Origin of the sequence: uncultured Brachyspira sp. (assembly GCF_934747485.1) — a bacterium.
Classification (GTDB): Bacteria; Spirochaetota; Brachyspiria; order Brachyspirales; family Brachyspiraceae; genus Brachyspira.
On the sequence record NZ_CAKVGN010000024.1, the window covers coordinates 14,500 to 36,264 of the forward strand.

The 21,765-nt window shown below is 26.7% G+C and carries 25 protein-coding genes; 6 read left to right on the forward strand and 19 right to left on the reverse strand.

Annotated features, from left to right (window positions below; genetic code table 11):
• Positions 1-5: 5 nt before the first annotated feature.
• The 12 genes from yidD to Q0H31_RS06055 form a co-directional block, all read right to left on the reverse strand.
• The gene (gene yidD / locus Q0H31_RS06000) at positions 6-218 is read right to left on the reverse strand and encodes a membrane protein insertion efficiency factor YidD (protein WP_295296323.1); all 213 of its coding nucleotides are present in this window, start codon (positions 216-218) and stop codon (positions 6-8) included.
• Positions 219-234: 16 nt separating this feature from the next.
• Entirely contained in the window at positions 235-645 is a 411-nt protein-coding gene (gene rnpA / locus Q0H31_RS06005; RefSeq protein WP_295296325.1) for a ribonuclease P protein component, read from the reverse strand.
• On the reverse strand, positions 638-781 hold the full coding sequence (rpmH, locus tag Q0H31_RS06010; RefSeq protein WP_014933193.1) for a 50S ribosomal protein L34: 144 nt from the start codon (positions 779-781) through the stop codon (positions 638-640). Before rpmH ends, rnpA begins: the two co-directional genes overlap by 8 nt.
• A 380-nt stretch (positions 782-1,161) precedes the next feature.
• Entirely contained in the window at positions 1,162-1,950 is a 789-nt protein-coding gene (locus tag Q0H31_RS06015; protein ID WP_295296327.1) for a hypothetical protein, read from the reverse strand.
• Between the two features lie 9 nt (positions 1,951-1,959).
• Positions 1,960-3,093: a chemotaxis response regulator protein-glutamate methylesterase gene (locus tag Q0H31_RS06020; protein WP_295296329.1), complete on the reverse strand. Its 1,134-nt coding sequence runs from the start codon at positions 3,091-3,093 to the stop codon at positions 1,960-1,962.
• Positions 3,094-3,123: 30 nt separating this feature from the next.
• Positions 3,124-3,717 (reverse strand): chemotaxis protein CheD, encoded by a 594-nt coding sequence (locus Q0H31_RS06025; protein ID WP_147730736.1) that lies wholly within the window; start codon positions 3,715-3,717, stop codon positions 3,124-3,126.
• 16 nt (positions 3,718-3,733) lie between these two features.
• Complete coding sequence (locus tag Q0H31_RS06030; RefSeq protein ID WP_295296336.1) at positions 3,734-4,579, reverse strand: protein-glutamate O-methyltransferase CheR; 846 nt, start codon at positions 4,577-4,579, stop codon at positions 3,734-3,736.
• Positions 4,580-4,589: 10 nt separating this feature from the next.
• The gene (locus Q0H31_RS06035) at positions 4,590-5,123 is read right to left on the reverse strand and encodes a chemotaxis protein CheW (protein ID WP_295296338.1); all 534 of its coding nucleotides are present in this window, start codon (positions 5,121-5,123) and stop codon (positions 4,590-4,592) included.
• Between the two features lie 14 nt (positions 5,124-5,137).
• Positions 5,138-7,231 carry a chemotaxis protein CheA gene (locus Q0H31_RS06040; protein WP_295296340.1) on the reverse strand — a complete coding sequence of 698 codons (2,094 nt, stop codon included), beginning with the start codon at positions 7,229-7,231 and terminating at the stop codon, positions 5,138-5,140.
• Positions 7,232-7,276: 45 nt separating this feature from the next.
• On the reverse strand, positions 7,277-7,645 hold the full coding sequence (locus tag Q0H31_RS06045; RefSeq protein WP_157150117.1) for a response regulator: 369 nt from the start codon (positions 7,643-7,645) through the stop codon (positions 7,277-7,279).
• Positions 7,646-7,685: 40 nt separating this feature from the next.
• Positions 7,686-7,934 carry an anti-anti-sigma factor gene (locus Q0H31_RS06050; protein ID WP_295296346.1) on the reverse strand — a complete coding sequence of 83 codons (249 nt, stop codon included), beginning with the start codon at positions 7,932-7,934 and terminating at the stop codon, positions 7,686-7,688.
• A 9-nt stretch (positions 7,935-7,943) separates the two neighbouring features.
• On the reverse strand, positions 7,944-9,869 hold the full coding sequence (locus Q0H31_RS06055; protein WP_295296348.1) for a chemotaxis protein: 1,926 nt from the start codon (positions 9,867-9,869) through the stop codon (positions 7,944-7,946).
• A gap of 340 nt (positions 9,870-10,209) precedes the next feature.
• Here Q0H31_RS06055 and Q0H31_RS06060 point away from each other — a divergent pair, with 340 nt between their 5' ends.
• Positions 10,210-11,166, forward strand: coding sequence for a WESB_1763 family membrane protein (locus Q0H31_RS06060; protein WP_295296350.1), 957 nt, complete (start codon positions 10,210-10,212; stop codon positions 11,164-11,166).
• Positions 11,167-11,172: 6 nt separating this feature from the next.
• On the opposite strand, the gene Q0H31_RS06065 is transcribed toward Q0H31_RS06060, so the two are convergent.
• Positions 11,173-11,577, reverse strand: a complete 405-nt coding sequence (locus Q0H31_RS06065) for a hypothetical protein (protein WP_295296352.1) — start codon at positions 11,575-11,577, stop codon at positions 11,173-11,175.
• 288 nt (positions 11,578-11,865) lie between these two features.
• Here Q0H31_RS06065 and Q0H31_RS06070 point away from each other — a divergent pair, with 288 nt between their 5' ends.
• From Q0H31_RS06070 to Q0H31_RS06085, 4 genes are read left to right on the forward strand one after another with little or no spacing between them, the layout of a single operon-like run.
• On the forward strand, positions 11,866-12,366 hold the full coding sequence (locus tag Q0H31_RS06070) for a chemotaxis protein CheX (protein ID WP_013243429.1): 501 nt from the start codon (positions 11,866-11,868) through the stop codon (positions 12,364-12,366).
• A gap of 18 nt (positions 12,367-12,384) precedes the next feature.
• On the forward strand, positions 12,385-13,047 hold the full coding sequence (locus Q0H31_RS06075) for a peptidoglycan recognition family protein (protein ID WP_295296357.1): 663 nt from the start codon (positions 12,385-12,387) through the stop codon (positions 13,045-13,047).
• A 15-nt stretch (positions 13,048-13,062) separates the two neighbouring features.
• Positions 13,063-14,445, forward strand: a complete 1,383-nt coding sequence (locus tag Q0H31_RS06080) for a hemolysin family protein (protein ID WP_295296359.1) — start codon at positions 13,063-13,065, stop codon at positions 14,443-14,445.
• The gene (locus Q0H31_RS06085; RefSeq protein ID WP_295296361.1) at positions 14,446-15,597 is read left to right on the forward strand and encodes a CapA family protein; all 1,152 of its coding nucleotides are present in this window, start codon (positions 14,446-14,448) and stop codon (positions 15,595-15,597) included. It begins immediately after the preceding gene.
• Between the two features lie 311 nt (positions 15,598-15,908).
• Here the strand turns inward: Q0H31_RS06085 and Q0H31_RS06090 are convergent, their stop codons facing one another.
• The 6 genes from Q0H31_RS06090 to Q0H31_RS06115 form a co-directional block, all read right to left on the reverse strand.
• Positions 15,909-16,886, reverse strand: coding sequence for a glycosyltransferase family 9 protein (locus Q0H31_RS06090; RefSeq protein ID WP_295296363.1), 978 nt, complete (start codon positions 16,884-16,886; stop codon positions 15,909-15,911).
• 18 nt (positions 16,887-16,904) lie between these two features.
• Positions 16,905-18,089 carry an AI-2E family transporter gene (locus Q0H31_RS06095; protein WP_295296366.1) on the reverse strand — a complete coding sequence of 395 codons (1,185 nt, stop codon included), beginning with the start codon at positions 18,087-18,089 and terminating at the stop codon, positions 16,905-16,907.
• 80 nt (positions 18,090-18,169) lie between these two features.
• Positions 18,170-18,955 carry a nucleoside triphosphate pyrophosphohydrolase gene (gene mazG / locus Q0H31_RS06100; protein WP_295296368.1) on the reverse strand — a complete coding sequence of 262 codons (786 nt, stop codon included), beginning with the start codon at positions 18,953-18,955 and terminating at the stop codon, positions 18,170-18,172.
• Positions 18,952-19,440: a hypothetical protein gene (locus Q0H31_RS06105; RefSeq protein ID WP_295296370.1), complete on the reverse strand. Its 489-nt coding sequence runs from the start codon at positions 19,438-19,440 to the stop codon at positions 18,952-18,954. The genes mazG and Q0H31_RS06105 overlap by 4 nt, the downstream gene beginning before the upstream one ends.
• 159 nt (positions 19,441-19,599) lie before the next feature.
• Positions 19,600-20,559 carry a hypothetical protein gene (locus Q0H31_RS06110; protein WP_295296373.1) on the reverse strand — a complete coding sequence of 320 codons (960 nt, stop codon included), beginning with the start codon at positions 20,557-20,559 and terminating at the stop codon, positions 19,600-19,602.
• A gap of 27 nt (positions 20,560-20,586) precedes the next feature.
• On the reverse strand, positions 20,587-20,919 hold the full coding sequence (locus Q0H31_RS06115; protein WP_295296375.1) for a PadR family transcriptional regulator: 333 nt from the start codon (positions 20,917-20,919) through the stop codon (positions 20,587-20,589).
• A gap of 231 nt (positions 20,920-21,150) precedes the next feature.
• Between Q0H31_RS06115 and Q0H31_RS06120 the strand changes: the two genes are divergently transcribed.
• Entirely contained in the window at positions 21,151-21,702 is a 552-nt protein-coding gene (locus Q0H31_RS06120; RefSeq protein ID WP_295296377.1) for an AAA family ATPase, read from the forward strand.
• Positions 21,703-21,765: the final 63 nt, after the last annotated feature.

Consider the following 21,765-nt stretch of genomic DNA (forward strand, 5'->3'; position numbering starts at 1 on the left):
AATAATTATGGAACAGGATCATATATTTTTTTAGCAAGCGGATTGCATCTAAGCACTCTTGCTATAGCGAGAAAACTGCCTTTAAAAGCACCATATTTGATAACAGCCTCTTTAGCATATTCAGAACAAGAAGGGATATACCTGCAAGAAGGTCTGAGATATGGAGATATTGCTTTTTGATATATAAAAATTAAAAACAATAATATTTTCTTAAGCATAAAAAAACTAAATCCACTAAATCCTATAAAACAACTTCATTAATTCTTTTTTATAATCCAAAAATGAACGGGAAATATATCTATTGATAATAATAAAATAATCATACCCCACAGGTATATTACTTTTTTCTGTTCTGTAGATTTCTCTAACAATTCTTTTCGCTCTATTTCTTTTTACGGCATTAGCCTTATTTTTTTTGATTGTTACAACAAACCTAGAATAAGAACGATTATTTTGCTTAGCAAGTATAGTAAAAAAATAATTACTATACTTAAGCAAATTAGAATTATCATTTTTTTTAAAAAAGCAAATTATATCTTTTTTACTTTTAAGTTTTTCTCTGCGATATAATTTAAATGATACTCTATCAATTTTTTCCCGATCATTAATCAGATTAGAATTATCATTTAATGATTGATCACTCATCGGCAGAAGTTAAACGATATCTACCTTTTCTTCTTCTACGTTTTAACACATCTCTACCGTGTTTTGTTGCCATACGTTTAAAAAAACCAAATTTCCTAGCACGACGCAACTTACTTGGCTGATAAGTACGTTTCATTTTTTCTCCTTCAAAACATTATATTTATATTAATTTATTAAGTTAATAGCAATTTAAATTATAATACTTAAATATACTTTATAATTCTTTTTTTGTCAAGCACAAAACATTTATCATAATGTTTAGGAGTGATAGATATTGCACATTTTTTATCAAAAAAACACATATTCCTTACAATATATAAAACCTAAAAATATATAATAATTTGTTGGAATTACAAAAAAATATACTCTGATTAAAAATTATAAAACCATATTGTTTGCTTTAATAAATTAATAAATACTAAATATGTTTGATTAAAAAAACTTAAAAATGATAATATAAACAATTATTTATTAACAGATTTTTATTTTTTATAATGCAAATAATATAATAATGAATTACATATTCTCTTCTATGTATTTTCTTAGTTTATATAATGCCACTAATACATTTTTTCTGTTAATATTATTTTTAGTTGAAAATAAAACTTTAATGTCATTAATCTCAGAAAGTTCAATATAATCTTCAGAGGCAATTTTATCATATAAATAATTTATAGCTTTTAATAATCCATCATCATAATCTTTAAAATTAAAATATTCATTAGGTATATTCCATACCAAAGCTTCAATAAGCTCATAATTAAACTCATTTAACTCTTTTATCTCGCCATTGAAACTTTGAAATATGTATTTGAATATTTTAATTAAATTGATAAAATTATCTTTACATTCATATTCTTTTTTATCAAAATTTTTATTATCTAATTTAGGATAATATATATTATTTTCTCCGTCAGAAGAAGTAATTAAAGCCCCTTCTATCTTTTTGTTCTCTTCTTCAATTTTAAAACTTGGTCTTAATACAATTTTTTCTTTATCATAATTAATAATAAGAGAATCTAATATATCGTTATATTCTATATTTTCTTTTTCTAATATGTTTGAAATATCCTTTTTAAAAACTCTAGTATCTTTGCTATTACTATCAGTTATTAAAAATAAATTAAGATACTCCATATAACTAATATTAGTATTATTTCTTTTAGCTCCGGTAGCAATTATAGAAACATTATTATTATTTATAATATTAGATATAAAATCTAAAGCTTTATCAATTCTATATCTTGGATAAATGGTAGTATTTCCCACCCATTTATTTATATAATCATATATATCGTTATTCATATAATTATTTTATGCTTTTTTAAGAGCAGCAGCTAATATTCTATCAAGCGGAAGTATCTCATCTACACCGCCTCTAGCAATAGCCTCTCTTGGCATACCAAAAACAGTACAAGTCTCTTCGTTTTGAGCGATGTTATAAGCACCGGCATCTTTCATTTCTTTCATGCCATTAGCTCCATCATCACCCATTCCAGTAAGTATTATACCTATAGCCTTATTTTTAGCATATACAGCACCGCTTCTAAAAAGTACATCTACAGAAGGTTTATGTCTAGTAACAGGTTCACCGTCTACAACCTCAATATAATACTTTCCATTTTTAACTTTTATCATAGTATGCTTTCCGCCTCTTGCGAGTACAGCTTGACCGCGTCCTATGCTCATACCATCTTCAGATTCAAAAACTTCTATTTTTAATACAGTATTCAATCTTCTTGCAAAAGAAGTAGTAAAATGTTCAGGCATGTGCTGAGCAATAACAATAGGAGGAGCAGAAAGAGTAACATTTTTTAAGCATTCTATCAAAGCCTCAGTACCTCCTGTAGAAGAGCCTATAAGTATAATTTTGTCCATAGCAACTTCTCTCGAAGGCACAAGCGGAAGTATAATATCAGCATTATTTTTTGGATAAACTTTAAATCCAGAAGTTTTAGGAGCTTCTACAACAACTCTATTAGCAGTAACATTGCTTGCAGTTTCTGTAGGCATAGCTACACCATGTTTTTTATAAAACTTAGCTCTGTTGTTATAAGCATTCTTTATTTTTTCAACTAAATCAGTAGCTAATTCCTCAACACCATCTCTTACATTAGCAGAAGGCTTTATTACATAGTCAAAAGCTCCAATATTTAAAGCATCTAATGCTAACTCTCTATGCTTATCGAGCAAAGAACTAAACATTATTACAGGAATAGGATTATTAATCATAAGTTTTTTAAGATAAGTAATACCGTCCATCTCAGGCATTTCTATATCTAAAGTAATAATATCAGGTTTTACAGTTTTTAATTTAGCTTCTGCAAGTATAGGATTAGCAGCGGTAGCAATCATCTCTAAATCAGGGTCAGAATTAACAATTTTTGTAAGCAGCTGCCTTATTAATGCACTGTCATCAATAGATAAAACTTTAATTTTATTAGCCATATAATATTTTCCTTTAATGTTTTCCTTGTATTAAAATAATGTAATATCAGATTTCTCTTCAATTTTTTGTTGCAAGTTTTTAGAATACTTAATTTCTTGTTCAGCAGAGAACTCTTTAGTTTTACCTTCAATTTTTTTCATAAGCACTCTATTTTCGGTATTGAAAAAGAACACTTTTCTAGGCCAAGAGCCTCCAACATCCTCACTAATAATAGGAATATTTTCATCAGCTAAAAATTTCCTAGCGAATTTAATATTTTTATCTGGTACTTGAAGCACATTGCTAGTCATACCAGTTAAAACATGCCCGCCTCCAAATATCTTAGCAGTAAGATTAGCCTTTTTACCCCCAAGTTTAATTATTTCGTTTATTAGCACCTCCATAGCATAAAGACCATATCTAGTATAATTATAATCGTCCTCAGGATTCTCCCATTCTTTCATCTCTGGAAGCATAAAGTGATTCATACCGCCGAACTTCAAATTATTCTCAAATAAACAAACCGATATACAACTTCCCAAAACTGTTTTTATTACTGCAGGCTGTCTAGAGGCATAATAACCGCCTATATATATAGTGATTCTTTTAAAATTGCTGTTAGCAGCGGATGGAAAATCTAACATATATCAAACCCCGTAATTAAATCTTTTTATAGATATTGCTAGAAATATATTTAAATAAATCTGAAATTCCAAACAATGTTTCAGAGTGCCCTATAAACACATAACTATCATCTTTCATATATCTATAAAATTTATTAAATAATTCTTTTTGAAACTCTTTGTCAAAATAAATTATTACATTTCTGCAAAATATCAAATCAAACTTAGTATGTATATCAAAATCTTCATCTTTGAAATTGAGCTGTCTAAATGATATACATTTTTGCAAAATATTTTTTACTTTATAAAGACCCGCATTATTACCAGTGCCTTTAAGAAAATATTTTTTTAAAGTACTAGTTTGAATAGTTTCTACCGTCTCCTCTTTATATATACCTGCATAAGCATGTGCAAGTACATTAGTATCTATATCACTCGCTAAAACTTTTATATCATAATGATTAAATCTCTCTCCAAAATAATCATGAAGCGTCATCGCAATAGTATAAGGCTCTTCTCCAGTAGAACAAGCAGCAGACCATATTCTTAAATTATTAACCTTTCCTTCTTTGTAGTTTTTCTCCCAATTTGGAAGGAAAGTACTTTTCATATATTCAAAATGCTTATTTTCTCTAAAGAAGTCGGTTTTATTTGTAGTAACAGCATTGATGAAATTAGTAACCTCTTCATCAGGAGCACCTTTCAAATACTCTATATATTCTCTAAAAGAGGACATATTTAAAGCTCTAATTCTTTTACTTATTCTTGAAGTAACTAAAGCTCTTTTATGCTCAGACATTTGTATACGAGTTTTATCATAAATAATTCTAACTAATTCGTTAAACTCGCCGTCTGTTAAAGGTGCAAGATTTAATTCACTCATATAAAAAACCTCAAACTATAGTCTTACTTATAGCATCATTAGATTTAACTATATCCTCTATAGGAAGAACCATAATAATCTTATTTTCAAGCCTAATGACATTAGATATCTGCAAACCGCTAACATTAGCAATAGGAGTAGCAGTCATCTGGCTTTCATAAACAGTAATAACATCAGAAACCATATCAGCAAGTATACCAAATCTTCTATTAGAAGTAGATATTACTATAATAACATCATTTTCTATAGAACGGTCATCTCTTCTTTCAAGGCCGAAACGCATTCTTATATCAACTATATGTAAAATATTACCTCTCAAATTAATAAGCCCTCTCATATATTTAGGACTTCCAGGCACAGGAGTGATAGTAGTAACCCCAACTATACCCTCTATACTTAGCACATCAAGAGCATATTCTTCATTGTCTATCTTAAAAACAAGAAATTGCTGACTTGGCTCTGTGGAAGCATTCTCTTCAGCACCTATACCCACACCGCCAATTTGTGCTATCTCACTAGCATTAATTTTTTGATTATCCAACATATTAAAATCCTTTATTATTTAACGCCATTATTAACTTTATTCTGTAAAGATATATTAACAAGCCCCTGTATATCTATAATGAGAGCTATTCTACCATCTCCAAGTATAGTGCCGCCCGCAATTCCCGCATGCTTACTGAAAGCAGAATCCAAAGACTTAATAACGACCTGCTGCTGATCCAATAACTCATCTACAAATATAGCACATTTTCTATATCCTGCTTCAACTACTACAACAATACCATCATCTATCTCATTAACCTGAGTGTCTATCTCAAATACCTTGTGAAGTCTTATGAGAGGTAAATATTCATCTCTGATTTTTATCATCTCACCCTTACCTTCAAAAGGTTTAACCTGATCGCTTTTAATTTTTATCTGCTCTATAATAGATATTAACGGCATTACATAAATCTGCTCACCTATAGCAAAAGTAATACCTTCTATAATAGCCAAAGTCAAAGGAAGTTTAATGATAAATGTGCTTCCAACACCTTCAGCACTCTTTATCTCAATCTTTCCTTTCATCTTTTCAACATTAGCCCTAACAACGTCCATACCAACACCCCTTCCGGATATGTCAGTAACTTTTTCTGCAGTTGATAAACCGGGGCTAAATATTGTTCTGTATATTTCAGCATCAGAGTAATTGCCGTCTTTTGACAATAAACCTTTTTCTACTGCCTTATTAAATATTTTTTCTTTATTTAATCCATTACCATCATCAGACACCTCTATAACAACATGCCCTTCTTGGTGAGCTGCTGACATTGTAATAGTACCATATTCAGGCTTTCCTCTTGCAATTCTCTCTTCTTTAGTTTTTTCTATACCATGGTCCATAGAGTTTCTAATAATATGTTTAAGAGGGTCAGATAACTGCTCTAACATATTTTTATCTATCTCTGTAGTTTCACCTTTAAGAACTAATTTTACTTCTTTGTTTAATTCTAAGTTAAGGTCTCTCACATATCTATGGAATTGTGTGAATATAGGACCTATAGGCATCATTCTTATATTCATAACCTCTTCTTGTATTTGTCTTGAGGTTCTGTCCATAGAACTAACTGCCTCTTTTAAGCCATTATCTATATCTAAGTTCTGAGTAAGCTGCATTATTCTTGATTGTGCTATAACAAGCTCACCAATCAAGTTCATTAAACTGTCTAATTTTCTTATATCAACTCTTACAGTAGAAGGAGCCTGAACCTTAGTTCCTGTAGGCTTAGCGGCAGGAGCTGCTTTATTAGTTTTATCATCATGAACTTCTTCTTTCTTTTCTTCTTCATGCTTTTCTTCAGGTTTCTCTTCTACTTTTTCTTCAACAGGCTTAGCTTCCTCTTCTTTCTCTTCTACTTTTTCTGTAATATTAATATCATTATCATCTATAACAAATAAGAATATATTTTGAACTTGCTCTAAAGTAGAAGAAGTTTCAACATCTAATGAAAATTGAGTATAACAAGCATATGGATCTTCTAAATCAGATATAGCAGGCAAATTACTAATATCTATTTTTAAATTACTAATAGTACCTATAGCTTTAAGGTCATTTAAAAACATAAGAGGATCTATACCATTGTCAAAAATGCTAGGTTTAAATATCATTTCAATATGAAACATATTGTTTGAAGAAGATTCTTTACTTTCTTCTTTAGGTTTTTCCTCTGCTTTAGGTGCTTCTTCTTTTTTCTCTACAGATACAGTGCTTATATCGTTTCCTTCAGCTATAGCTTTTATTTTAGCTTTTAGACTTTCTATATTTGTAACTCCGTCTGCTTCGCCAACACCATCTACTATATTTTGAAGCATAAGTTTTACAGTGTCCAAAAACTCTAATAGAACGGTAATCATTTGCGGCGTAACATCCAATTTACCGCTTCTTACCTTCTCCAATAAGTTTTCTGCAACGTGGTTTAATTCACTCATAGTGGTAAAACCAACAGTACCAGCAGAAGATTTTAAAGTATGAGCACTTCTAAATATTTTATTTAAAAGGTCTTCATCACTTTTATTATCTTCAAGCAAAACTAAATCATTTTCTAGTCCTTCAACTATCTCATTAGCCTCACTCAAAAATATCGAAATAAATTCATCACTATCAAACATATATAACCTCTGATTTATTATATACTACTACACAAAAATTAAACATTAATTTAAAAAACGTTTAACAACATCTAAAAGCTGTGTAGGGTTGAAAGGTTTTACTAACCAACCGCTAGCTCCCGCTGCCTTACCTTCCATCTTCTTATCATCTTGAGATTCTGTTGTAAGCATAAGTATAGGAGTATATTTATACTTATCAAATTTTCTAACATTCTTAATAAACTCTATACCATCCATCTTAGGCATATTCAAATCTGTAATTATCATATCAATATTTGAAGCCTTATTTACAGCTTCTAATCCTGTAGTACCATCATCGGCAGAAATTACATCATAACTCCCCTTCTTCAAAGTATACTCAACAGATGCTCTAGCAGTATTTGAATCGTCTACTATTAGTATTGTTTTAGCCATACATTTAACCTCTTATTTTTTCATTAAATTTATATATTAATTATTTGTTTGCCATATTTAAATATTCTATAAAAGAATTATCTAACCCTTCTACTATAAGTTTTTTTTGATTTTTATCAAGTTCTTTTTTTATAGAATAAAGTATTTGTAAGCCAGCTAAGTCTAAATGACTGCCCTCTGGAAATTTTATTGTTGTATCTTCATTATAATTAGCTGCCTTTATAACATTCTTAAAATATTTACTCATAGTTCTTATATTAAGATTTTCGTCTATTTCTATAACAGACATAAATACCTCCTAAAATAATGTAAAATCTCCACTATCCGAACCTTCTTCTATGTTAATATCGACATTTAATGTCTCATCTCCAGATAAAATACTGTTCGCTATAGTTCTCTCTTTCTTTATAGTATAATAATTTACTATTTCCATATATTTATCGCTTTCTATTTTCCAGTTCTCTATATTTAAAGTCTTGTAATATTCATTTTTCTTGCTTCTTATAATATCACGCATCTTATTAAATACTTCCATTATCTCATTAATCTTTGTTAAAAGAGTGGTCAAGGAACTCAAATCTATTAGAGTTTTTTCTATCAAATTAAACAACTCTTTAGCATGCGTGTCTAAACCCTTAATATTATCTTCTATAATAGCCTTAGATTCTTCCAAACGTTTATAAATATTATCCATCATAGATTCTATATATAAATTTTCTATAGACTGCTGATTAATATTAAATTTAAACTTATTAATGGCATTGAATATTGTAGTCTTTATACTCTCAAATTTCTCCAAACAAACATCTACAGTATCAGTAATATTTGTAGCTATAGATTCCACACTAACCATAGAAAATGTTTGAGAATCACTAAATATATTACTATTTTTCTCCAATTCTATCTTAGCTAAAAAATTAACAGAGTTAAATGCCTTAGCAATATTTTTTGTCTCTAAAAACATATTTTCAAGTTCTTCTATAGAATCTATTATACCGGCATTATTATCCGATATTCTATGTTTATTGCTTAAAAATAATTTAAAGTTATCTAAATAAAGCTTAATAAAGCTTAAATATTCATTAAATATAGAATCTGACACACTAAAAGGAAACTCTGATTTGCCTGATTGTGCTCCTATCATATATTCAACTATTGTGTTTCTATCTGATGATATATCAAGTAAACTTTCTTTAAGACCTTTCAAACTATCATTTATGCGGGCATTATTATCTAAAATTTCTTTATGTATAGATTTAAAATTTTCTATTATTAAACTTAAAACTACATCATCAAAAGTAAGCAAGTCTAATAATTTATGCTCTAAAGATTCATTATTTTCTAATTCTGCCGCATCATTTATAGCAACAACTTCCTTTCCATAAGTATCTATAAATTTTCTATTCTCTTCTACAATATGTTTTATAGACTCTATTATATGTTCTGTTTGCTGCCTAATAATATCTTCTTGCGGAAGTATCATCATCACTTCAAATATATAATCATAGCTGTTATCTACTCTTGATATTATATCAGAAATCATATTAGAAAAAGTAGCAAAAGAATTAACCATATTATTATGCTCTTTATCTAATTGCTCCCTCATTATATTAAAGCTTCTTCTTTGCATCTCATTAGTTTTTAATATTTCATTTTTAAACCTATCAAACTGTACAAATAATTCCTGCCCTATTCTATTCATCTGGTCAGCTTGTTCATTAGAAGTCTCCGACATTTTTATGATGTTTTTAGATATTTCTCCAAAAGCCTTACCGCCGGAACCATATTTTGAAGCTATAATAATAGCGTTAAGGGAATAAACTTTTATCTGGTCTGCTAACTTTCTTATCTCTTCTATAGAGTCCATTACATTGCTTATAATATTAACGTCTTCAATAATAGAATTTGACAAAACATCATCTTGATTAATCAATGACTGCATTCTATCAAAAGATTTAAAAAAGTCTTCTTGATTTTCTTGGAAGTCATTAGAAAAGTTTTTTTTAGTATCCTTTTCTGTAAAATAACTTAGAAGAGAGATTGATTTCTCATTTTCATTTTTCATTTCTTGTTCTATTAATGGAAACTTCTCTCCTATAAAGCTATAAACTCTTCCGAATTCTGTTAAGAAATTTTGTATATCTTTTACAGTAGCTTCTAAGATTGCAGAATAATCAAGAATATTCTCATTAACATTACCATAAACTGTAGTGCTGTCTAACACTTATATCATATCCCCATTTTAAAATATATTAAAAATATAACATTTATTATCGCTTTTTGCAAGCAAATTATTAAATTACATACTGCCTATTTATATCGACTTTAATATTTTAATCTTTTAATATTTTAATGATTAAAATGAATTTTTTACCGACAATAGAAAAATTATAATTAATTTTTGGAAAAATATAAAAGTAGGATATGATGTATTTATAGAAAACGAAAAAGAAATAATATATAAAATAGATAAAAATGGAAATTATGAATATTGAAAAACAATATAAATCTTATATAATAGGATATCATTAACTAAAATATTTAATGATACTGGAAAATAAAAAATGATATATTTATCAAAAAAAATAAATGATGTTTCTTTTATAAATACATATCGTATTTGGGCTAATTATTTTGTCATTGCTGTATTATTAAATTATATATTTTTTAGAGTTTTTATAATTAGAAGTGAATCTATATTTTACATATTGTCTTATATACTTAATTATACTATTTTAATTACATTTTTTTTACTGCTTTTCTACAAATTTTATAATTACATGTTTGACTCTCAAATTTTATATTCAATCTTCGGTATAATATTTCTTATCACAGGCACATTAAAATTATATATAACCCACATAAATACATATAATATTATAGAATTGCTATTTTTTATTTCTACTCTAATACTTACTCTATATATCCTGCTGCCAATAATAATTAAAAAAGATATATATGAAATAACAAGGGGAGTATATATTTTTATATTATTAAGTTTAGTGTCATCTAATTTGAACTATATAACAATATCAATTAATAAATTATTAGATTTTAATTTTCTGCATTATTTTTCATCATATTTATCAGTATATTTGTCTAAGGTATCTTCAATATCGTTTATAATATTAATGACAGCATATATAATGATATTTATTAATGAAATAATAATAAAAAACACAAATAAGACTTTTGCATCATTAATATTTATTGTAATAGCATTAGCAGCATTTTTCTTTGAGGATAGTTTTTTATTTTTCACAATTTCTCTATATAATGCTCTAAATATAGGAATATATCTGCCAACACTAATATATATGATTATAATAATTTTATTCTTAATAACGCTATTTTGTTCTTTTACAGCATCATTGCTCTTAAAAAAATATTATCCGGAACTTATAGCTTTTAGTCTGCTTATTCTGTCAGGACTTGATATGAATAACTTTTCTTTAAGGTTAATATCAATGTTTTCAATAATGGAGCTTTCAAATTTAATTAATAAAAGTAATGAAATTTAATAAAAACTATGCTTTATTTAAATTCATTGCTTGCTGTAAAACATCTTTTAAAAATACTGAAGCTTTAGCATTATCCAAATTACTAAATTCCAACACTATATATGTAATATTATCCACCGGCAATTTAAATATCTTATCTTCAGAATCAGGCTCTCCTACTTTAATCATTCCATTATAAACCATCCAACCCTTCAAAGTTACATACGCATAACCATTATTTTTTAAATCAATATTTAAAACAAAATATGGGCTTTTAGATTTATATAATCCTGCTCTATCTTTTAATGTAATTTTATTTTCTATTTCTTCTCGTTTATAATTTACTGAAGCAGCATCAATGGTATTATTATTAACACTCTTACAAGAAACAATTAAACTAATAAAAGCAATTGAAACAATAATTTTTTTCACTAATATCTTTCCTTTATAATTTATAGTTTGATTTTTTTGACTTATGCTTGATTATTCTTAAAAAGCATTATAACAAAATAGAAACAAAAATCAACAATTATTTATTTTAAATAAGTACAATATAAAAAACAATAAAAAACCCTTTTTCACAGAATATGTAATTTTTAGTATATTATAATATATTTATATAAAAAGTTTTAGCAATCAAAAAAACTATTGAAATAAAGATATATATATGCTATACTAATGATGTTGTAATTAATATTTGATGTTTAAGAGGAAAATTATATGGCTACTACTCCTATAAAATTTATGGATGTTAGATTCATAAATCCTTTCATAGTATCTCTGGTTTCTATATTCAAAGAAATGGCTGGTATCCCTATGGAAAAAGGCACTTTAGTAAAAGGACAAGGACGTAAATTGTTTTCAGGTTATGGTGTTGCTATAGGAATAGTTGGAGATGTTAATGGGCAAGTTTTATATGAATTCCCTGAAAATTTTTCTCAGCTTCTCACAGAAAGCCTTACAGATAAAAAACGCAGTGATTATGACTCTGAAGATGAGTTTGAAGATATGATGAGAAGTGTTATAAATGAAATGGGCAACACTATAAGCGGTCTTGCTATCACTAAATTATCTGAAGAAGGCATAAGCTGCGATATTACTCCTCCTATACTCTATTATGGAAAAGAAATTCAAATTATCCCGAAAAACTTACAAACTATTATAATACCTTTTCAATCTAATATTGGCTTCGTTAGCGTTAATATAGCTATGGACGCTTAAATATTATATAATTGCTGTATGAAAAATATTGTTATATTGTTCTTTTTTATAACTCTAATATCATGTAGTAGCAATAAAAAGATTATATCAAATAAAGAAAATGATACTATAGAAATACACAATATATATGAAATTTACCCAAGCACATTAAAACTAAATTTGATGGCAGAATATAGTGAGAAGCATTATGGGTATTCAAATTATAATTTAATTAATCCTCAAATAATAGTTGTACATTCTACCGAAACAAGAAATTTACAAATAGCTCTAAATGTTTTTCAAAATGATTTCCTTATAGGAAGAAAAGATATAGATTCCGGCGGAGATGTTAATGTGGGTACGCATTTTTTAGTTGATACAAACGGAACTATATACGCAAGCACTCCTTTAGAATATATGGCAAGGCACACTATAGGCTTAAATTACACAGCAATAAGCATAGAAAATATAGGTTTTGCCGGACAGCTTACAAAACAGCAGCTTAATTCAAATATTAAACTTATTAAATATTTAAAAAATCATTATAAAAGTATAAAATATGTCATAGGGCATTATGAATATAGAGACACTAATTCACCGCATTATCATCTTTTTAGAGAAATAGACCCAACATACAGATTCACAATAAAAACAGACCCTGGATATTATTTTATGCAAGAAATAAAACAAAGGATACATTAATTTTTTATTACTATTATGGAAGTTATATTAATTTATTTATTTGAAATTTTTAGCATATTAATACTAATAATGCTATCAGGACTTTTTTCCGGAAGCGAAACAGCATACACAAGTATAGACGAAGTAACATTAATGCGTCTTGTGAGAGAAAACAAAATTAAAGAAGATGACACAAAATATTGGGGAAAAAGTAATTCTATGATACCAACTCTTCTTGTAGGAAACAATATAGTTAATATTACAGCAAGCTCAATAATAACTGTGTTTGCTATAAGATTAGCCGATGCTCTGCCTCATATATCTGGAAGCGTAATGGTTACTATATCAACAACTTTAATTACAATCCTTATTATTATATTTGGTGAGATACTTCCAAAAGTTATAATGAGAGTAAATGCAGAAAAACTTATACCTTCTCTGCTCTATTTTATGAAAGTCTTTTATTTTATATTTACTCCTATTACTTTTATAATGGATAAAATAACAACTTTTTTAATGAGTTATTTTGTACCAAAGAAATTAAGAAACAAAGAGAAGAAGAGTGCATTATCAAGCATAGAAGACATAACAACAATAATTAATTTAGGGCACAAAGCAGGTATTATAAAAGGCTATACGCATGATTTGCTTACTGGTGTAATGGACTTTAGAAACAAAACAGCTGAAGAGATAATGACCCCTCGTGTGGATATGGTATGCATAGAGGCAGATACTGATATTGACGAGATTATGCGTTTAACAGTAGATACTGGGCTTTCAAGGTTTCCTGTTTATGAAGAGACTATTGACCACATTATAGGAATATTTCATACTAGGGCTTTATTTAAAGATTATATAAAAAATAACGGAAAACCAAGCAAGATGAAAAAGAAAGCAATAGATTATATTATGCTTCCATATTTTGTACCAGAAACAAAAACTATCAGCAGTTTATTTGCCGACATGCAAAAAAGAAAATTGCAGATGGCTATTACAATAGATGAATACGGCGGCACTTCTGGGCTTGTTACTATGGAAGATATTGTTGAAGAGATTATGGGAGACATTGAAGATGAGAGCGACAAAAAAGAAAAGGATTTAATAAAGTTAAAAGGAAAAAGAATAATAGTAAATGGAACAGCATCAATCGAAGACGTTAATGAAGTATTAAACTTAAACATAGAACATGAAGAATATCAAACTATAGCGGGATATGTATTAGACAAATTAGACCATATACCTGATGTAAATGAAAGACTTATATTAAATGATTATAGAGTAAGGATAATGAAAGTTGAAGACAGAAGAATAATAGAGATGGAATTTACTCCTATAAATAGCATTAGAATATCCGATGTAAATAATATAAACAATACTGAAGTTAATGCAGAAATTAATACAGAAAAGGACGAAGAATAAATGAAAAAAATTATTAGTATATTATTTATATTGATTTTTATTTTTTCATGCGAATCTAAAGAAAATAAACAAAGTGATGAGCCTATCAAAAAGGCAAAGTTAGTTTTTACAGGCGATATTATGACTCACCCAAAAGTTGTAGAAGCTTTTAAGGATAATGATATACTAATAGATTTAAAAGATTATTTTCAAGGGGATATTGTATTTGCAAATTTAGAGTTTGTAGTAAATACTAATAAACCTCCAATGCCTTATCCAGAGTTTAACGGCTCTAAAGAATATTTAGAATATTTCTTTAATTATTTTAACACTTTTTCTATAGCAAATAATCATGCTTATGACCAAGGAGCCAAAGCAGAAACAGAAACTGTATCTATACTTCATCAAAATAATATACTCACATTAGGAGGCTCAACAAACTCATCAGAAATATCTCCTATAATAACAAATATAAACGGCATACCAATATTTATATCAGCATACACTATGCTTGATAATGGATTAAGCCACAAAACAAATAAAGACGGTCATTTTTATTTTATGAACTTCTATCCAAAAAAAGATGATTTAGTAGAAAAAGTAAAAAGTGATATGGCTCTTGCAACAAACGATGAAATAAAAATAATATCATTGCATTTTGGTTATGAATATACAATAGCCCCAGAAGATACAACTATAGAAACAGCAAGGGCATTAATAGAAAATGGAGTAGATATTATAATAGGTCATCACCCTCATGTACCAAGACCTGCAGAAGTATATAACGGTACTAACAACAGCGGAATAATAATATATTCTTTGGGTAATTTTATTGCTAATCATAAGGGAAGATATCCGTATTTAGATATAGGCACTATTCTTTCATTAGAAATTAATGAAAACAGAGAAATTAGTTTTTCTTATATTCCAACATATTATGCATTTTTTAGAGATAATGGCTTTGAGTTTGTAATGAAGCCTATAAAAGAAAACCCAAGCATTAATATGCCTACACTATCAAGCAATTATGTTTATAGTGCTTATGATACTAATGCCATAAAAGCAGGCTATCAATTAATAAACAGTTTTTACTCACCGCTTACAAACGAAAATGTGAAAGATATTTTTGTATTAGATAAAAAAACAGCGAATAATAGAATGGCTAAAAATTGATTTTTATAATTAAATATGTTTCGTAAAAAGTAACACTATAACTTTATATTTTAAGGATATACTAAGAATTTGTAAGTTTTATAATTTTTTATTCAACTTTTTACCGCCGCAAAAAGTGCAAATGTTTTAACTTTATATATTGGAATATGTATTAAATATAGCGTAAAATCTAAATTTGATTTACAAATGCAGTTCTTTTGGTTCTTTTATACCAATAAAAGAACTGGGGTGTGGGGCAAAGCCCTGCAAATGTTTAACACTTTAAACAACTATTTTTTATAAAATAAAGTCATATATAAAAATAAATAAAATTAGTTTTTATAAATAGATACTAAATACGGCAAAATATCTCTATAATCTAACTTATTCAAACAATCTATAGTTTTACAGCCTCTTTTTATATATTCGCAATGAAAGCTCTTTATCTTACCACAATATTTTTCTCTCGCCTCTATATTAAAAGCCTTGTCTCCTCGAACTCCGTATATTAAAGGAAGTGTATCTCCAAATATGCCTATAGAATATATTCCAAGTGCATTTGCAATATGTAAAGGTGCACTATCGCCTCCAATTAAAGCGTATGAATATTTTATTATAGATATAAGCTCTCTTATTGTAAGTTTATCAGTAAAATCTATTATATCGTTAATATTTTCTTTCATAGTGTTTGCAAAAGACACATCATCTTTAGAGCCTATAATAATTATTGGCACATCATTAAACTCTTTTTTAAACTCTTTAATTAATTCTACAAAATGAGTGTATCTTTTACTTATGCGTGTAGCTCCGCCATGAACAATTAGGGCATTTTTATAATCTTTCATTTTGTTATAACCGAATGCCTCTTCTTCTTTGCTTAAAAATAATTCAGTGTGAAAACCATCATCTTTTATATTTAAAGGTTTTAAAATTGAAAGTATAGTATCAACAATATGTCTCTTGTGTTTTTTCCAAGTGGTTTTATGTGTAAGTAAAAAACCTCTGCATTCACTATTAACACCAACCCTCACCGGTATATTAGCTTTTTTTAAAATAGATGCTGAAACAAATGATGTGTTTGCTGCAAAACCTATATCGTAATTTTCTTTTTTTATAAACTCTAAATTATTTTCATCTCTAATAATAATATTGTCTATATAAGGATTTTCTTTTAATATATCAATTCCTCTACTACCATTTATTACATCAATTTTGCAATTTTCTCCATAATGTTTTTTTATAGCCCTTATAATTGGAGTGATAAATATAGTATCTCCAATATAGTTCATTCCTATTATTAATATTTTCATTGACAAAAAACAAAGCCTTTAAATATTTTTTCTATTTTGTCTATGATGTCTTCTGACACTACTAATTCTTCTTATCCTTTTATCAGTATAAGCTAAATTACTCATAGCTCTTTTTTCTTCTTTATCAGCAAATAATCTCTCTTCATTATACATTCTCATAATCTCAAAGAATAATATAAAAGTTAAAGGACCAAGTATGATTCCAGAAAGTCCGAAAAATAAAACTCCTCCCAATATAGCAAAGAATATAAATAATGGATGCAGCTCTATTCTATTGCCTAAAAGCAAAGGACGAACAAAGTTGTCTGGTATGGTAATAAAGAACCAAGAAACTATTAAAAATATTATGGCTCTTAAAATTTCTCCGTTAATTATAAAAAGCACTCCAAGAGGTATCCAAATAATAGTAGTACCAATAATAGGCATAAATGAAGCTATAATTGTAAGAAGTGCAAAAGTTAAAGAATTAGAAACCCCAAATATAGAATAAACTATAAAAGCACAAATACCTTGAAAGATACCTGTAAATAAATTTCCAAATATTATTCCTCTTATACCATTAGAAGCCTGTTTAAATAATCTGTCTAAATATTTTTGTTCTATTGGTATTAATGAACTTACCTGAGCTTTTAAATATTCACCGTCTACAAAAAAGAAAAATAAAGAAAACATCATAAATATAAATGAACTTACAAACTTACCTGTACTCTTTAATATGCCTGCAACATTTTGAGTTAAATATGAACTAACAGAAGTTAAATTTGATAATAATGTATCTTGTATTCTTCTTAATATTTCTGCAGCCGATATTTCTACAGGAAGCATAGACAATAATTCATTTAATTTGGCATTATTTAAAATAGAATTAAAATCCAAGTTCATAAAATATTTTATACCAATATTTGATATATCTATAAGCTGAACTATTATAGCATACAATAACAAACTAGTTGGAACTAAAAATATAATTAAAGATGTTAAAGAAAACAATAAAGCTAAAGTATGCCTTTTAATCATAGATATCTTATCTTCTTTACCATAACTTTTGCCTATAGCTTTTTTAAACAACGGTGAGAGAACCACATAAAAAACCAAGGCAAAAAATATAACCATACCAAATGGTTTTAATAGCTGGTACATTATAAATATTGATAAGAAGATAAAAGTGATAAAAAATATTTGACCTATATTATATTTATTCATATATATTCCTAAATATATTTTCAATACTCAAGTATTATATTATATAATTTAATATTGTCAAAGAAGTAAATAAATATTTTTTATTGATTATTATTTTTTTCTATTGCCTTACATTCATTCCAAAGATTATCCATCTCTTCCAAGCTCATGCTTTCTAAACTTCTATTCATTTTTTTTGACATATCTTCTATATACTGAAATCTTCTTCTAAACTTTTCATTTACTCTTAATAGTGAATTGACAGGATTAATTTTATTCATGCGGGCAAAATCTAATACAGTCATTATCAAATCCCCTATCTCTTCCTCTAAATGTTCTTTATCATTTTTGTTATATGCTTCTTTAACTTCTATAAGCTCCTCTTCTATCTTCTCTAAAGAATCATCTATATGCTCATATTCAAAACCAACACTAGCAGCTTTTTTCATTAGCTTGTAGGATTTTTCCATTATAGGCAAAGACTTTGGTATACCGTCTAATATGCTTTTACTATTATTTTTTTTCTCTTCTTTTTTTATCTCTTCCCACTGTTTTAATATGCCATTAACATCTTTTACTTGACTATCTCCAAATACATGCGGATGTCTTCGTATAAGTTTTTCATTAATATTTTTACAAACATCATCTATATTAAATTTATTTTCATCATTAGCAAGCTCAGAAAAAAATACAACATGAAGCAAAATATCTCCAAGCTCTTCTTTTATATTATCATAGTCTTTATTGTTAATAGCTTCTACTACCTCATAAGCTTCTTCTAAAAAACAAGGTATTAAACTATTAAATGTCTGAACCCTATCCCAAGCACATCCATTTTCCCCACGCAGTCTTTTAACTACAGATATTAACTCTTCAAAAGATTTCATTTATTTGTTTCTCTCTTTAATCTTCTATAATAATTTATTCTTTTAGGTTCTAATATGGCATTATATATAATAGCATTTTTTATATCCAAAGAAGTAAGCATATGATTAACATCTCTTTTATTATTTACCACATTATTGAATGATGAAGCAGCCTCTTCAATGTTAGATTTTCTAGCCTCTATTTCTCTTATTTTTGAAGCGTATCTATTTTGCTCTTCTAATATTTTGCTAGCAGGTTTATAAGTTTCATCATAATAATCATCGTCTTCATCATATTCATTGATATTTTTTAATTCATTTATACTTTTTCTAAGATTTCTAAATATCTCATCATCATTATTATAAGATTTTCTATTATTTGTATTAACTTTTTTATTAAAAGTTTTTTGCCTATTAACTTTCTTTGAATTTCCTTTTGCCGCCTTTTGTATAAGACTTACAATAAGCCAAATCATTCCTATTATTATATATAAAATCAATTCCATAAAACATTCCTTAATAAAGATTATTATATTAAGTTAATATAATAATGTCAATATTATATTTATGAAAGATTGTTAAGGAGTGTGAGATATTTGACATTTTTTATAAAAAGGATAGCAACAACAACTACACTTTATATTCTATCTCATATAAACTTTGATTTAACAGTTACGCTTAAATTTTAATATCTTATCAATACTATCTAAAATCAATGCCAATAATATCATAAAAAAACAAAACATTTGAAAATTACCAAATATAGATAAAATTAAATTATTACTTGCATTTTTTATCACAGAATTAATAAATACTTCATTTACTAAATTATAATTAAAAAACCATATAAAAGAAATAACAGCAGAAAATATATTAATAGCTATAAATAATATTGTGTTTCTAATATTATAACTATTATCAACTATCTTTATTATCTCTCTAAATATCAATAAAACAATAAAAAATACAGCAAATAAATATGATGATTTTATAATATCGGTATTAAATAAATTTATAAACTTCCCATCTATATTAAAACTAAATATACTTGGAGATAATATAAATAAACTTAAAAATATCACAGCAAATAATATTGATAATAAAGAAAAATATTTATTTGTTTTTCTATTATTATTTGGAAGTTTTGGTAATTTATCAATATCATCATCAAAAAAATTAATATTAAACTTATACATAAAAATAAATATTAAAGTAACAAAAGAAAAAGATAATATAGCAGCAAATATTATATCACTAAAAAATTTTGATACAGTTTGATTTTCAATATTAATAAGGCAAGACAATACCGTTCCAAAAATAGAGCATATTAAAACAATCTTTAATATATCTTTATAATAATTATAATAAGGCTGACCTATTAAACATTTGTCTGAAGAATTATCATATTTTTCATAAAGTTTATTAGGGCTTCCCAATTCCATTAAAACAATTTTTGCATCTGTTAAAGTTATTTCTTTATCATTATATCTTTCGTCTATTGTATCATAAATTAATGTCCTTAACTCATCAGCAACATCATTTCTAATTTTTAAAGACATTTTCTTTGTAGCAGCATAAATATATCTTTCTATTAAATCATTTACATCTTTACTAAGTTCTTTCATAATTTTTCCTTTAATTTTTTAATTTAATTATTTTTCAAGAATTTTATTTACAGCATTAGAATACTCTTTCCAATGTTCTTTCGATTTTTCTAATACTTTCAAACCATCTTTTGTTATTAAATAATATTTTCTAGGCTTTTCTTCATTTGTTTTCCATTCACTTTTTAAAAGACCTTGATTTTCTAATCTTCTTAAAAGCGGATATAAAGTATTAGACTCTATTGCTATCCCATTTTCTTTTAATTTGCTTATTAAGCTGTAGCCATATTCTTCATTTTTAAGCTGACTTAATACAACCATTATTAAAGTACCCCTTCTTAATTCTTGCACCAAAGTAGAAATTAAATCATCATTATTCAATCGCCGCTCCTTATTATTTAATACGCTATAGTGTGTTATACACAATATAGTACATCACATATATAGAATTGTCAAGTGAAAAGATAATTATTTTTTAATATTTGAATAGAATAATGATTATTAGCAACACAAGCACTTACAAATAGTCAACTATACGTACGGCTGATTAAGAAATATCAAACAAAAAAATAAATTAGTTGCTTAATATGAAATATAAATTATACTATAAGTATGTATATAAGAGAATTAATTATAATAAATTATAAAAATATAAAAAATGTAAAAATTGATTTACAACATAAATATTCTATGATTTACCTAACAGGTGAAAATGGAATAGGAAAATCAAATATCATAGACATAATATTTAAATTATTTACATACAAAAAAAATTTATTTGAAAAAGAAGACTTCTATAAAAATGAAGAAAAAATTGAAATAGAAATAAAACTTGAATTAGATACTGATGAAATATTTAAAGATTATATTTATAGAGATGATAATAAGTATTTTATGAAAGTAGTATATAAACAATATAGTAATAATGATGAATATGAATGGTTTTATAAAAATCTTACAGAAGAATATAAGCTACATAATAATATATTAACCAATTTTATCTGCTATAAATATACTCCAAAAGAATTTGATAATAATTTCATGTTTAACAAATCAAATAGAATAGGAAAATTTATATCAAAAATAATAGAAAATCAAATAAAAAAATATCAAAATGATGATAACAAATTACAAAAATTATTAAAAGAAAAGGGGCTGTCCTAGATAACTGAAATTTGTTAAAATTTAAGTATGAAACGCAGTAAATTAAGTAAAGATAAACAATTA